At 65.4% G+C, this 12,735-nt stretch carries 17 protein-coding genes; 10 read left to right on the plus strand and 7 right to left on the minus strand.

Annotation, left to right across the window (positions count from 1 at the left end; all coding sequences use genetic code 11):
- Complete coding sequence (locus JW030_RS06510) at positions 1-333, plus strand: metal-sulfur cluster assembly factor (protein WP_188044763.1); 333 nt, start codon at positions 1-3, stop codon at positions 331-333.
- Positions 334-500: 167 nt separating this feature from the next.
- Entirely contained in the window at positions 501-1,730 is a 1,230-nt protein-coding gene (locus JW030_RS06515) for a hypothetical protein (RefSeq protein ID WP_188044762.1), read from the plus strand.
- Positions 1,731-1,792: 62 nt separating this feature from the next.
- Here the strand turns inward: JW030_RS06515 and JW030_RS06520 are convergent, their stop codons facing one another.
- Complete coding sequence (locus JW030_RS06520; protein ID WP_188044761.1) at positions 1,793-2,152, minus strand: hypothetical protein; 360 nt, start codon at positions 2,150-2,152, stop codon at positions 1,793-1,795.
- Between JW030_RS06520 and JW030_RS06525 the strand changes: the two genes are divergently transcribed.
- The 3 genes from JW030_RS06525 (at position 2,151) to JW030_RS06535 (ending at position 4,659) form a co-directional block, all read left to right on the plus strand.
- Positions 2,151-2,435, plus strand: coding sequence for a WXG100 family type VII secretion target (locus tag JW030_RS06525; RefSeq protein WP_188044760.1), 285 nt, complete (start codon positions 2,151-2,153; stop codon positions 2,433-2,435). The two genes, JW030_RS06520 and JW030_RS06525, sit on opposite strands and share 2 nt — an antisense overlap.
- Before the next feature lie 5 nt (positions 2,436-2,440).
- Entirely contained in the window at positions 2,441-2,872 is a 432-nt protein-coding gene (locus JW030_RS06530) for a hypothetical protein (protein WP_188044759.1), read from the plus strand.
- A gap of 236 nt (positions 2,873-3,108) precedes the next feature.
- On the plus strand, positions 3,109-4,659 hold the full coding sequence (locus tag JW030_RS06535; protein ID WP_223159819.1) for an ABC-F family ATP-binding cassette domain-containing protein: 1,551 nt from the start codon (positions 3,109-3,111) through the stop codon (positions 4,657-4,659).
- A 50-nt stretch (positions 4,660-4,709) separates the two neighbouring features.
- Here JW030_RS06535 and JW030_RS06540 read toward each other — a convergent pair whose 3' ends face one another.
- Genes JW030_RS06540 through JW030_RS06550 form a run of 3 tightly spaced genes read right to left on the minus strand, consistent with a single transcriptional unit; the run spans position 4,710 to position 6,369 of the window.
- Positions 4,710-5,597, minus strand: a complete 888-nt coding sequence (locus JW030_RS06540; RefSeq protein WP_241095591.1) for an SURF1 family protein — start codon at positions 5,595-5,597, stop codon at positions 4,710-4,712.
- On the minus strand, positions 5,594-5,863 hold the full coding sequence (locus JW030_RS06545; protein ID WP_188044757.1) for a hypothetical protein: 270 nt from the start codon (positions 5,861-5,863) through the stop codon (positions 5,594-5,596). The genes JW030_RS06540 and JW030_RS06545 overlap by 4 nt, the downstream gene beginning before the upstream one ends.
- Positions 5,860-6,369, minus strand: a complete 510-nt coding sequence (locus JW030_RS06550) for a DUF3099 domain-containing protein (protein ID WP_188044756.1) — start codon at positions 6,367-6,369, stop codon at positions 5,860-5,862. The genes JW030_RS06545 and JW030_RS06550 overlap by 4 nt, the downstream gene beginning before the upstream one ends.
- 138 nt (positions 6,370-6,507) lie before the next feature.
- On the opposite strand from JW030_RS06550, the gene fabG reads away from it, so the two are divergent.
- The gene (gene fabG / locus JW030_RS06555; protein WP_188044755.1) at positions 6,508-7,233 is read left to right on the plus strand and encodes a 3-oxoacyl-ACP reductase FabG; all 726 of its coding nucleotides are present in this window, start codon (positions 6,508-6,510) and stop codon (positions 7,231-7,233) included.
- 17 nt (positions 7,234-7,250) lie between these two features.
- On the opposite strand, the gene serB is transcribed toward fabG, so the two are convergent.
- Entirely contained in the window at positions 7,251-7,907 is a 657-nt protein-coding gene (gene serB / locus JW030_RS06560; protein WP_188044754.1) for a phosphoserine phosphatase SerB, read from the minus strand.
- Positions 7,908-7,987: 80 nt separating this feature from the next.
- Between serB and JW030_RS06565 the strand changes: the two genes are divergently transcribed.
- Complete coding sequence (locus JW030_RS06565) at positions 7,988-8,773, plus strand: ABC transporter ATP-binding protein (RefSeq protein ID WP_188044753.1); 786 nt, start codon at positions 7,988-7,990, stop codon at positions 8,771-8,773.
- A 110-nt stretch (positions 8,774-8,883) separates the two neighbouring features.
- Positions 8,884-9,132, plus strand: a complete 249-nt coding sequence (locus JW030_RS06570; protein ID WP_188044752.1) for a type B 50S ribosomal protein L31 — start codon at positions 8,884-8,886, stop codon at positions 9,130-9,132.
- Positions 9,133-9,265: 133 nt separating this feature from the next.
- Here JW030_RS06570 and JW030_RS06575 read toward each other — a convergent pair whose 3' ends face one another.
- The gene (locus JW030_RS06575) at positions 9,266-9,964 is read right to left on the minus strand and encodes an exonuclease domain-containing protein (protein ID WP_188044751.1); all 699 of its coding nucleotides are present in this window, start codon (positions 9,962-9,964) and stop codon (positions 9,266-9,268) included.
- Positions 9,965-10,060: 96 nt separating this feature from the next.
- Between JW030_RS06575 and JW030_RS06580 the strand changes: the two genes are divergently transcribed.
- Complete coding sequence (locus tag JW030_RS06580; RefSeq protein ID WP_241095592.1) at positions 10,061-10,957, plus strand: alpha/beta fold hydrolase; 897 nt, start codon at positions 10,061-10,063, stop codon at positions 10,955-10,957.
- On the plus strand, positions 10,954-11,778 hold the full coding sequence (locus JW030_RS06585) for an RNA methyltransferase (RefSeq protein WP_188044750.1): 825 nt from the start codon (positions 10,954-10,956) through the stop codon (positions 11,776-11,778). Before JW030_RS06580 ends, JW030_RS06585 begins: the two co-directional genes overlap by 4 nt.
- 53 nt (positions 11,779-11,831) lie before the next feature.
- On the opposite strand, the gene JW030_RS06590 is transcribed toward JW030_RS06585, so the two are convergent.
- Positions 11,832-12,719, minus strand: a complete 888-nt coding sequence (locus JW030_RS06590; RefSeq protein WP_188044749.1) for a glycine betaine ABC transporter substrate-binding protein — start codon at positions 12,717-12,719, stop codon at positions 11,832-11,834.
- Positions 12,720-12,735: the final 16 nt, after the last annotated feature.

A 12,735-nucleotide genomic window follows, 5' to 3' on the forward strand; every position in this document is an offset into this window, starting at 1 on the left:
ATGACGACGTTGACGATCGACCCGGAGTTCCGCGAGCAGGCGCTCGAGGCACTCAAGGAGGTCTCTGACCCCGAGCTCGGTGTGAACATCGTCGACCTTGGCCTGATCTACGATCTCGCCTTCGACGAGGAGCACGACGCGCTGGTCATCAGCATGACGCTCACGAGCGCCGGCTGCCCGCTGACCGACGTGATCGAGGCCGATATCGCCGAGTCGCTGGACGGACTCGTCACAGCCTTCCGCATCAACTGGGTGTGGATGCCGCCGTGGACGCCGCAGCGCATCACAGATGACGGCCGCGACATGATGAGGGCGCTCGGTTTTAGCATTTGATTGCCCAGTGGGCAATCAATAGCGAGCGCCCCGCGAAGCGGTTGGGCTTCAGCATCTAACAGCCCAGTGGGCTTCAGAGTGGGGCGGGTTCTGCCGAGAGGCGGAGCCCGCCCCACTCCTTTGGGACGATAGGCTTAATCGAACGAAGGGCTTTGGGGAGCTTCTGAATGGCAACGTTTTCAGTGGATTACACGCAACTCAGCATGGCGGCTGAGCTCCTCGATCGTCAGCGAGTACACAGCGAGAAACTGAAGCAGTACCTGGATGCGCAGTGCCGGTTGGAGGCGTCCTCGTTCGGCTTTCTGTTGCAACTGCTGCACCCGGTCAACGGCCTGGTGGTTGATGCCGGAAAATACGGCGCCACGCTGATCGGCGATGCGTCACGCTGGGCCGGCCAGAACACGCGCGCGTCGCTCAACTCCTACCTCGATGCAGATCGTGAAGCGTATGCCGAAGCAAATGCGCTCCTGCGCCAGCTGGGCACGGGCGCTTCACCTTTTCCGGTTTCTCCTTCAGACTTCCCCCGATTGGGTGGGGCAGTCTCCAGCGCGGACGCGGACTACGGCACGTCTCGCTCCGCGAAGCCACTCGACTTCGACTACATCCTGACCGCGGCTGATTCTGCCTCCGAGGGAGCGGATCTTGTCTCCCACACCGTAGCTACGACGGTCGATCGGCTCTCTCATATGACCGGTCGCGGGGGAGTGGTCGAGCGCTCGGATCCCAGTAGCTATCTCGTCGCGCCGGAGACGAAAACGGACAACTTCGTCGAAGAGCTCCGCTGGAATGCCGGCCTGATCCTCGGTTCAATTGATTGGGTGCTCGACCAAATTTTGGGCTACAGCGTGCTCGAAGAGTATGTCCTGAAGCCGTTCGGCGGCGATTGGCAAGCCATCGGCCGCGCCTCGGCCGCGTGGGGCCATGGCGGCCAAAATCTCATGGAGACCGCTGGCAACTTCTCGGGACTTCCCGGACAAACAAGCGGCTGGGTCGGAGATGCGGCGAACGCCTACCAACTGGTGATGGCAGCGATGAGCGCCGCCACTGTGGCCCTGAGCTACGCCTACGATGCAGTCTCGGGCATGGTCGATCTTGTCGTCACCGCCGCGCGGCTCGCCTGCGCAGCGGTCGCATCAGCGATTGGCTTGATCGAGACGATCGTGCTGCTCATCATTCCCCAGCTCACTGTTCCAGTCGCCGGCTGGATCACGGCGACCATCACGGCAATGACCCAGATTCGGCAGGTGCTGATGATCGTCAAAGGCATCAACATGGCGATCAACGCATTGATGGACGCGATCAACGAGTTCATCGCTGCACGGGAGAAGATCGCGCAGGCTGCGTTCATGGCCGAGGATCTGGTGAATAGCGTTGTGACACGGGCGGTGCGCGCGTGAACTTCGAAGACGCGCAGGAGCGCATGCGGGCGGCAATCGATTCACTGCACGCACTCTCGGCCTCACTCGCCGAGCAGCTTGCGGAGCAGCGGAGTGAGCAGGAGCGGGCCAACGAGGAGACCGCCAAGCTCAATCGAAGTGGAGCGCGCGGGAGAGACTGGCAAGTACTCCAGAGCCGGATCGATCTGAATCAGACCACGCTCAATGAGGTTTTGCGGGGCGAAGATACGTCCGCGGAAGCGGTGCGCGTGCGGAAGCTCCTGCGTGGGAACATCGATCAGCTCAATGAGCGAATGGATAGGCTCACAGAGGAAGACCCTGATGAGGCCTCGCCGCGCGCTGAGGCAGAGGAGATGCTCGAGCAGATGCAGCAGCGAGTTCGCGATTTCCAGCAGCGATTCGGAACGGTGTAGGTGACCCATGCTCAACGTAGATTCGTCTTCCCTTGAGGCTGCTGTGGCGACGCTTCGCGTTGCGGCGAGCGAGATAGCGGCCGAGCTTGCTGCCCTTGAGTCGCGCTCTGCCGTACTCGCTGTCGCTTGGTCCGGTGACGCCCAGCTCGCGTATGCAGACGCACACCGCCGGTGGAGCACCGGCTTGAACGAGATGCGTGGGCTACTTGATTCCGCAAGCGACGCGGCAGCCGCGGCGCAGGAACGATACGTCGCAACTGAGCGCAGCATTGCCTCTTCCTGGAGTCTGTAGCAGCAATGGTCAATTCGCTAGAGTTCGGGCGCACCGTGCACGCCGGCGCAACGACCGACGCTGCGCTGGCGGTCATTATTGGCTCCCTTGTGCAGAGTGGCTACAAGTTGGATTCCGCGCCGCACACGCTCCCGGTACAACTGCGATGGGGCTCGCTCGCCCTCAACATCGCCGGCCAGGTGTCCGCTGATTTCTTGCCAATCGCCCTCATTCCAGGTTTCTGGAAGAAGTCGATGCCCGCGAGAGTCACGGTCTCAGAGATAGGTTCGGACGCAACCGGGATCTTCTTCCGCATCGACTCCAAGCCGCTGCTGCCCGCGGGCAACTTCGCCGCCCCTCACTTCACCAAGCACGTCGATGCCGTGGTAACCGCCCTGCAGCAAGCGGGCATCCCCTCCGGAGCGTGGCCAGTCACCGAATCACCCCGTTCGAGCTAGACCGCATTCGCGCAGCTCACGGCACGCGCAGCCACCACGCAGCGTCATCGAGTAGACTGGGGCGGTTGTCCACCCGGATTCGGCGCTGCCGGCGGGGGAGGACCCTCATGCCAGGAGTCGCGTCTGCTCGATTTCGACTTTGCCCGTTGGTTTAACGCATCAGTAGAGCGCTCACAAGGAGTTCATCAGTGATTACCGTCGAGAATCTCGCCATTGACGTCGGCGCACGCCGCCTGATGTCGGGTGTCGAGTTCCGCGTCAACCCCGGCGACAAGATCGGACTCGTGGGGCGTAACGGCGCCGGAAAGACGACCCTGACGCGCACGCTCTCCGGCGAGCTCGAGCCCGCAGAAGGCTCGGTCAAGGTCAACGGTGAGCTCGGCTTCCTCCCGCAGGATCCGCGCACCGGCGACCCCACGCAGATTGCACGCAACCGCATCCTCGACGCGCGCGGCCTCGGCACGATCTCCGAGCAGATGACGCAGGCCACCCTCGACATGGCGTCGGACGACCACGCCGTGTCCGAGAAGGGCATGAAGCGCTTCGGTAACCTGACCGATCGCTTCCAGACGCTCGGTGGGTACGCCGCCGAGGCAGAGGCCGCGTCCATCGCGAATAACCTCAGCCTGCCGGACCGGATCCTGGACCAGCCGCTCTCGACCCTCTCGGGCGGCCAGCGCCGCCGTATCGAGCTCGCGCGCATCCTCTTCTCGGACGCCGACACGATGATCCTCGATGAGCCCACCAACCACCTCGACGCCGATTCAATCGTCTGGTTGCGCGAGTTCCTGAAGAGCTATCGCGGCGGCGTCATCGTGATCAGCCACGATATTGAGCTCGTGGGGGACACCGTGAACCGGGTCTTCTACCTCGACGGAAACCGCCAGGTCATCGACGTCTACAACATGAACTGGAAGCTGTACCTGCGTCAGCGCGCCAGCGACGAGGAGCGTCGCCGCAAGGAACGCACGAACGTCGAAAAGAAGGCGACTGCGCTGCAGGATCAGGCCGCGCGCTTCGGCGCGAAGGCCTCGAAGGCGGCCTCCGCTCACCAGATGGTCGCGCGCGCCGAGAAGATGCTGTCGAGCCTCGAAGAGGTGCGCCAGGTCGAGCGGGTCGCCAAGCTCCGTTTCCCGGACCCGTCGCCCTGCGGCAAGACCCCGCTCATGGGACGCGGTCTCTCCAAGTCTTACGGCTCGCTCGAGATTTTCGCCGGCGTCGACCTGGCGATCGACCGTGGCTCGAAGGTCGTGATCCTGGGCCTGAACGGCGCGGGCAAGACGACCCTGCTGCGTATTCTGGCAGGCGTTGACGAGGCCGACACCGGTGAGATCATCGCCGGCAACGGCCTGAAGGTCGGCTACTACGCGCAGGAGCACGAGACGCTCGACGTCAAAGCCAGTGTGTTGCACAACATGGTGGGTGTGTCGCAGCACCTGACTGAGACTGAGGCCCGCCGCGTGCTGGGTTCGTTCCTGTTCACCGGCGATGATGTGCACAAGCCGGCCGGTGTGCTGTCCGGTGGCGAGAAGACCCGTCTCGCGCTCGCGATGCTCGTCGTGTCAAGCGCGAACGTGCTGCTGCTTGACGAGCCCACGAACAACCTCGACCCGGCCAGCCGCGAAGAGATCCTGGATGCCCTCGCGCACTTCAGCGGAGCCGTCGTGCTCGTCAGCCACGACTCTGGTGCCGTGGAGGCGCTGAACCCCGAGCGCGTGCTCATCATGCCCGAGGGCACTGAGGACCACTGGGCAAAGGACTACCTGGACCTCATCGAGCTCGCCTAGAAACGGTGTGAGCGCTAAGACGCCCTGCCTGACGCTGTGTCCTCATCGGCTCAGTGATCGAGCAGGGCGTCTTCTTCGTCTGCGTCACTCGGGCCCCGGCGACGCTTGCGCTCAGCGAGACGTTCGTCGTCTCGGCGAACGGCGGCGCTGCCAGCGTTGAGGGTGCGGTACTCCTGGCGCGCGGCGTACCCAACGCCCGTCGCGGCGATGATGATGAACACGTACCACTGCAACGCGTAGGAAAGGTGGGGGCCTTCATCGCGCTCGGGGCGCGGAGGAAGCGCGCCGTGTTCCGCTTCGGGCGACTCAGAGACGAGCACCCCATAGGCGCCGGTGTAGCTCGGCGCGTCGACGAGGCGGGCGAGCTCGGGAAGGTGGATGCTCGGGACCGTGCGTCCGGCGGTTTCCCGCCCGTCGGTGAGCGGCTCGCTGCCGCGCAGGCGCGCGTGCAGGGTGACCGTTCCCTCGGGCGAGGCCGGCACGGACTCGGGAGTCTGCGGGTCGCTGCCCGGCGCAAGCCAGCCGCGATCCACAAACAGGATCGTTCCGTCCTCGGTCTCAAACGGGACGAGCAGGTTCGTCCCGACGAGCTGCTGATTGGGGCGGTTACGTGCCAGGAAGTACTCGTCGAGGTAGTGGCCCGTCGTCTCGACCGTGAGCCACTTATTCGCGTTCTCGTCGTACCCGGCGGGGTCGGGGAGCGCGTCTGCGATCGGGACCGCGGCGGCATCGTAGTTCTGGTCGATGCGGTTGATCTCGTCGCGCGCTTCTGCGCGGCGCTCGAACTGCCAGTTGCCCAGCAGCACGCAGATGACCGAGAACAACAGCAGCATCGCGAAGTACCCGAGCCATCGCCTCGAGCCGAGAAACGACCAGCCAATCGGCCCGTCAGGGGACTCGGTCTCGAGTGGCGCCTCGGGTGCCTGGGTGACGTTCACGCGTCGTGCTCCTTCAGATCCGTACCGGTCGACGCGCTGTCGAGTGCGGACACGGGAACTACATGCAGGGGAAAGTCTCGTGCAGCGAGAAACTCCTCGAGCACTGAACGGTGTGCCTCGCAGGCGAGCCACGTCTTGCGGCGATCCTGCGAGTGAATCTTGGGGTTGCGCCATTCGATCGCCCAGTCAGCACGGTCTCGGCACCCAGCGCGCGAGCACCGCACACCGCCGTCTACCTCGCCACCGAGCATCCCGAGGGCGCTCATCGGGCAGCCTCACCGGGTTCGGGCATGCTTTCAGTGGGCACGTGTGTCGGGGGAGGGGACGGCGTCTCGCTCCGTGCGCTCGATCGGCGCTCCGCAGGGGCATCGACCACGATGAGGAGCGGCCCTGCCGCCTCGCCGGGCTCGGGAGGTTCGCCGGGCACTCCGGTGAGCGCCTGCGGCGTCATCTCTGCCGGCGCCGAGCCCTCTCGGCTGCCGATCGCGTTGCCAATCATGACGGCAAAGTACGGGAGCAGGATCGCGCCGAGGGCGGGAATGATGATCCACCAGCCGCGCACGAACGCGAGCGAGGCGACGCACAGCAGTCGCAGACTCATCGCGACGTAGTAGGAGCGCATGCGCCGCGAGCGCTCCTCTGCGGGCGTTTCGCCGACGGAAGTGACGAGGTACTCGGTCGGGGCGTCCGAGGCGTGAGGTCGCCGGGACGTGCCTCCAGTGAACCGTGCGCCGCTACTGGCGGCGCCACCGGTTTCTGCGCGTTCAACCATCGGCGCATGTCCCCATTTCTCTCGACCACAGCCTACGCGGTGCCGCTGTGCTCTGCCCGAATGAGTACCTGCCGTTCGGTAGGCTGGAGGCCACCTCTCGCGGCACGCGCCCCGGGATCACGCATCGGAAGGACCCTCATGACGCAGCTGGCAGATCAGACCCCGCGCACCGTCGTAGTGACTGGCGGCAACCGCGGCATCGGTTTCGCGATCGCCGAGCGCCTCCTGGCCGACGGGCATCGCGTCGCGGTCACCGCCCGCTCAGGGTCTGGCCCCGAGGGCACCCTCACGGTCAGCGCGGATATGTCGGATGCCGCATCGATCGATGCTGCCTTCACGCAAATCGAAGCGGAGTATGGCCCCGTTGAGGTCGTCGTCGCGAACGCTGGCATCACCAAGGACACGCTGCTGCTGCGCATGTCGGAGGAAGAGTTCACCAGCGTCATTGACACGAACCTGACGGGCACGTTCCGCGTCGTGAAGCGCGCGGCAAAGGGGCTTCTGAAGCAGCGCTTCGGGCGCGTCATCCTGATCTCAAGCGTCGTCGGCCTCTACGGCTCGGCAGGGCAGATCAATTACGCGTCCTCAAAAGCAGCGCTGGTCGGCTTTGCGCGTTCGCTCACGCGCGAGCTCGGCAGCCGCGGAATCACCGCCAACGTCATCGCGCCGGGCTTCATCGAGACGGACATGACCGCAGCACTTCCCGAGGCGCAGCAGAAGCAGTATCTCGCTTCGATTCCGGCGGGGCGGTTCGGCCAGGTCTCGGAGATCGCCAACACGGCATCGTGGCTCGCAAGCGACCAGGCCGGATACATCTCCGGCGCGGTCATTCCCGTGGACGGCGGCCTCGGAATGGGGCATTAGCCCCACGCCAACAGTTCCTAAGAGTTGCTCAGGCGATCGAGCAGCGGGATGACGAGCGAGAGATCATTCTCAACCTCGACATCGGCGCGCTCGCGCACGATCGGCTTCGCGTTGTAGGCGACTGAAAGCCCCGCGACGGCCATCATGGCGAGGTCGTTCGCGCCGTCACCGATCGCCACCGTCGCGCTGAGCGGAATGTTCGCGGCGCTGGCCCACTCAGTCAGCGCCGCGGCCTTCGCCTCAGCGTCGACGATGGGTCCGCTCACTCGCCCCGTCAGGCGGCCGTCGGTCACCTCGAGCCGGTTGGCCCGCCAATGGTCCAGGCCAAGATCGGCGGCGAGCGGGTCGAGCACCTCGTGGAAGCCTCCCGAGACCACACCCACCAGGCCTCCCCGCGCGTGCACCTCGGCGACCAGCGCGTCGATGCCCGCGCTCTTACGCACCTTGCGGTAGGCCTCGGCAAAGACGGTGTCGGGTGTTCCGGCCAGCGTCGCCACGCGCTCACGCAGGCTCTCGGCAAAGTCAAGCTCGCCGCGCATCGCACGCTCGGTCACCTCCGCCACCTCGGCGCGCGTGCCGGCGGACTCGGCGAGGAGTTCAATTACCTCGTCCTGGATGGTGGTCGAGTCGCAGTCAAGGACGACGAGGGGGCGCACGGCTGCCGGTGAAGTCATGCCTTCCAGTCTAGGGATCTCCGCGACCCACCTCGCGGCACACGGCACCCACACACGCGCTCGGCGCTAAGCTGAAACCCATGGTCACAGTGCTGCGTTTCACCGACGTCTCCTTTATTCGCGACGGCAGAGCCATCCTCGACGGACTGAACTGGACGGTGAATAGCGACGAACGTTGGGTCGTGCTGGGCCCGAATGGTGCAGGCAAGACGACCGCGCTCGGAATGGCGACCGCCCAGACCTTCCCCACGCGGGGCACCGTCGACGTACTCGACGAGCGCCTCGGCAAGGTGGACGTGTTCGAGCTCCGCAACCGAATCGGCTTCGCCTCGTCGGCCCACGCGCGGCTCATCCCCGCAAATGAGTCGGTGCGTGATGTCGTCCTCACCGCCGCGTACTCGGTCTCGGGCCGCTGGAACGAGCAGTACGACAGCCTCGACCTGCGACAGGCCGAGCGCGTGTTGGCCGAGTGGGACCTGCTGCACCTCACCGATCGCACGTTCGGCACGCTCAGCGATGGCGAGCGCAAGCGCGCGATGATCGCGCGCGCCGTCATGACCGACCCCGAGCTTCTGCTCCTCGACGAGCCGAGCGCCAGCCTCGACCTGGGGTCGCGCGAACGACTGATGCAAGCGTTGTCTGGCTTTGCCCAGTCGCCGAGTTCACCGGCCATGGTGATGGTGACTCACCACGTTGAGGAGATTCCGCCGGGCTTCACGCACGTGCTCATGCTTCGTGACGGGATCGTCACCGCGAACGGCCCGCTGTCCGAAGCCCTCACCGCCGACACGCTTGAGGCGACATTCGGTCTGCCTTTTGCCCTGACGATGAGCAACGGTCGATACTCGGCCGTGGCGCGCGACTAATTTGCTCGCGTAATCTGCTAAACTCTGTATTTGGCGCCCGTGCGCTTCAAGACTTCCGTGCGCGCCGCGCACCTCAGCTCCATCACGCAGTCACAACTCGAAGGATCCCGATGAAGACCGAAACTCACCCCGAATACAACGCGATCGTCTTCCGCGACCTCGCATCGGGCGCAACGTTCCTGACCCGCTCGACCCTGGGCAGCAGCAAGACCATCGAGCTCGACGGCGAGACCTACCCGCTGATCGACGTCGAGATCTCCAGCGAGTCGCACCCGTTCTACACGGGCAAGCAGCGCATCATGGACTCGGCCGGCCGCATCGAGAAGTTCAACGAGCGTTTCAAAGGCTTCGGCGCCTAAAGCCAGCAGGTTTCGCAAACGGGCGGTTCCCTTCGGGGGCCGCCCGTTTGTTGCTTTCGAGGCTCGGTACGACAGGGGAGAATCGCCAACCCCGCGGCGGCCAGGCGACGTCCGCCCGGCCGCCGACCTTCCCTTAACGAAGAGGCCAGCCGCCCTCGACCACCGCCGCTGGATCTTTCACCCGCCGCAGGTATTCCTGCAGCCCGGCCGCCTGCGTGGCGGCCCACGTCACCTGCGCGTCGTGGAGCGCGGTGAGCTCTTCGGGGAGGTCCGCGGCATAGCGGGTAGCGATGGCTTGGAGCACCCGCCCCGCGGCAATTGCGTCCTCTCCCGCGTCGTGCGCAGCCTCGAGCGACACGCCGTAGTGCTCCGCGGCGGCCGTCAACGTACGCTTTCCCTTGCGGTATCGATCGACCTGCTTGTCGATCACGAGGGGATCAAGCACCGGGGCGAGGGCCGCCGGCCAGGCGACGCTGTGACGCGCGGCCTCGGCGCGCACCAGCGTGAGGTCAAACGGGGCGTTGTACGCGACAATCGGGAAACCGCGTTCACCCATCGAGGCAAGCTGGGCCACGATCTGGGCGATTCCCACCGCTGCATCGGTGCCGTTGGCACGCGCGACCTCGGTCGTGATGCCGTGGATTTCGGCCGCGCTCGCGGGAATATCTACTCCCGGGTCAAGCAGCCAGTCGTAGCGCTCAAGCACTTCGCCATTTGCACCCAAAAGCGCCACCGTCGCGCTGACCACTCGGGAGTGCTCGGGAGAGATCCCGGTCGTCTCGGTGTCGAATACGGCCAATCGTTCGGCCCACAGGGGCAGCTTCGCGGTCATCGCGTTCCTTTCAACATACTTCGATGCTATCCGGCACCGCCCACAGCACCGGGGCGCCCACAGCCGCGGCGCGACGCTCCTCGATAGAATCGGCGAGTGAGTAGCCCCCGCGAGATTGAGATCGACGTCCTCGGCGCCCCCACCTTCGCTTGGGAGTATGGCGAACCAGCGGGGGAACCGCTCGTGCTCGTGCACGGTTTCCGCGGCGATCATCACGGGCTCCAGGGGATCGCCGAGCGCCTGCGGGGCGCGCGCGTCATCGTCCCCGACCTTCCCGGTTTCGGGCGCAGCCCAGCGCTTCCCGGACGCGAGCACACGCTCGAGACCTACGCGGAGTGGCTACGCGCGTTCTCTGACGCAGTCGCGCCTGAGGGAAGTTCGGTACTGGGCCACTCCTTCGGGTCGCTCGTCGTGTCCGCCGCAGTCGCGAGCGGCCTCGCCCCGCGCCGGCTCATCCTGATCAACCCAATTTCTACGCCGGCCCTCGAGGGGCCACGCAGGATCCTCACCCAGGGCGCGATCGCGTACTACCGGCTCGGCGACGCGCTTCCCGAGCGCGCGGGGCATGCCCTCCTCGCCAACCGCCTGATGGTCCGTGTGATGAGCGAAACCATGGCGAAGACCCGAGATCCCGAGCTGCGCAACTGGATTCACGAGCAGCACAATCAGTATTTCAGCGAGTTTTCTGACAAGCGCACGCTGCTCGAGGCCTTTCGCGCCTCCGTCTCGCATACGGTCGGCGAGTTTTCCGACGCATTCACCATGCCCACGTTGCTCATCACGGGTGACCGGGACGATCTCACCCCACTTCGCGCGCAGCTCGAGCTGCAACGACGGGTCCCCGGGGCTGAGCTCAAGATCTCTCCCGGAGTCGGACACCTCGTCCATTACGAGGCAGTAGGAGACGCAGCGGAGTGGGTCACGGAATTCATGGCTCAGGCGGATCCTGCCCAGCCCGATGCTGCAACTGAGACGCACGAGGCCGCTGTATGAGAATCGAGCGCATCGCCGACCTGCACCGCCCAGAGCTGGCCGACTACACGAGCCTCACCGACGTCAAGCTGCGCCGCGTGCGCGAACCCGCGGAGGGCCTGTACCTCGCGGAGTCGCCGAAGGTCATTGAGCGGGCGCTCAGGGCGGGGCACCAGCCGAGGTCGCTCCTCCTGCTCGAAGAGTGGATTCCGCAGGTCGCACCCTTGCTCGAGGCGTTCCCCGATGTCCCGGTGTTCGTAGGGGAGTCCGCGCAGCTCGAGGAGCTCACCGGGTTTCATATGCACCGCGGGGCGCTCGCCTCGATGCACCGTCCAGACGAGCGTTCAGTGGCGGATCTTCTCGCCTCGTCTCGGCGCGTGGTGATTCTCGAGGACCTCGTCGATCACACCAATGTTGGCGCGATTTTTCGCTCCGTCGCTGCCCTGGGCGCGGACGCCGTGCTGCTCAGCCCGCGCTGCGCCGATCCGCTGTATCGCCGGTCCATTCGCGTCTCGATGGGCGCGGTGCTGCAGGTGCCGTGGGCGCGCCTGCCCTTGTGGAACGAGGCGAGTCCGCTGCTACGAGACGCTGGATACACGGTCGCGGCGCTTGCCTTGAGCGATGACGCCGTGGACCTCGCCGATTTTGTGAACGACAGCCCTGAGCGACTTGCGCTGCTCTTTGGCACCGAGGGGCAGGGGCTCAGCCCGCGCGCGCTCGCGGCCGCGGACACGGTCGTGACGATCCCGATGGCACACGGCGTCGATTCGTTGAACGTCGCGACCGCCGCGGCAGTCGTGCTCTGGGGCGTGCAGGCGGGTGCACGAAACCGGCACCGGTGACTCTCGTCCCCGGCGCCGGTCCACAGCGCACCGCGGCGAATGCCGCGAGCTGACTACGGAGTCAGGGTGTCAACCCACTCGCGGTTCTCGCTGATCCAGGTCGCAACGATCTCGCCGTAGTTGTCGGTATCAGCCTCGTTGAACATGGCGTTCTCGAGCGAGAAGAGTAGCTCCGAGTCCATGGTGAAGCCTTCCAACCACCCCGCCACCTCCGGGTGGTCGGCCGAGAAGGCGCTGCTGCCGAAGATGTTCAGCTCCTCAGCGTCGCCGAGTGCACCCTTCGGGTCTTCGAGGTCACGCATCGGGAACGCGTCGTAGGCCCAGTGCGGGCGCCACAGTGTCACGACAATGTCCTCGTTGTTCTTCGTCGCGGCCTTGAGCTCGCTCAGCATGGCCGGCGTCGACGAAGTGACGTACTCCATATCCTCGAGGCCGTACTGAGGAATAACCGATTCCTGCGTCGCGGTCGTGAGGCCCGCACCCGGTTCGATCCCCACGATCCGGTTGCCGAACGTCTTCGCGTTGGCAGCGAGCTCCTCGAGCGAGGTGATCGGGGAGTCCTCGTTCACCGCGATCGTGAGCGCGGCTTCGTCGTTCCAGACGCCGATCTTCTCGATGTCATCGCCGTACCGCTCGAGATAGTCTGCGTGGGTGAGCGGCAGCCAGACGTCCATCGTGACGTCGTAGTCGCCGGTTGAGAGGCCCTCGAAGACGGGGGCAGCATCGGCGTACTCAAGCTCGACGGGAATGCCTTTCTCCTCAAGCACCGCCTTCCACAACTCACTGACGGCGACGCCCTCGTCCCAGCCGTTGAAGACGGCGATCTTGATGGGCTCAGCCTGGTCTTGGGCTCCGGTGGGCGCAGCCGCCGCACAACCGGTCATCGCCAGCGCGCCGATGGCGCCAATCGCGGCAAACTTCGTGAACTTCGTGATTTTCATTCTGTTCCTTTCAGTG

Source organism: Leucobacter sp. CX169, assembly GCF_017161405.1.
Lineage (GTDB): Bacteria > Actinomycetota > Actinomycetes > Actinomycetales > Microbacteriaceae > Cx-87.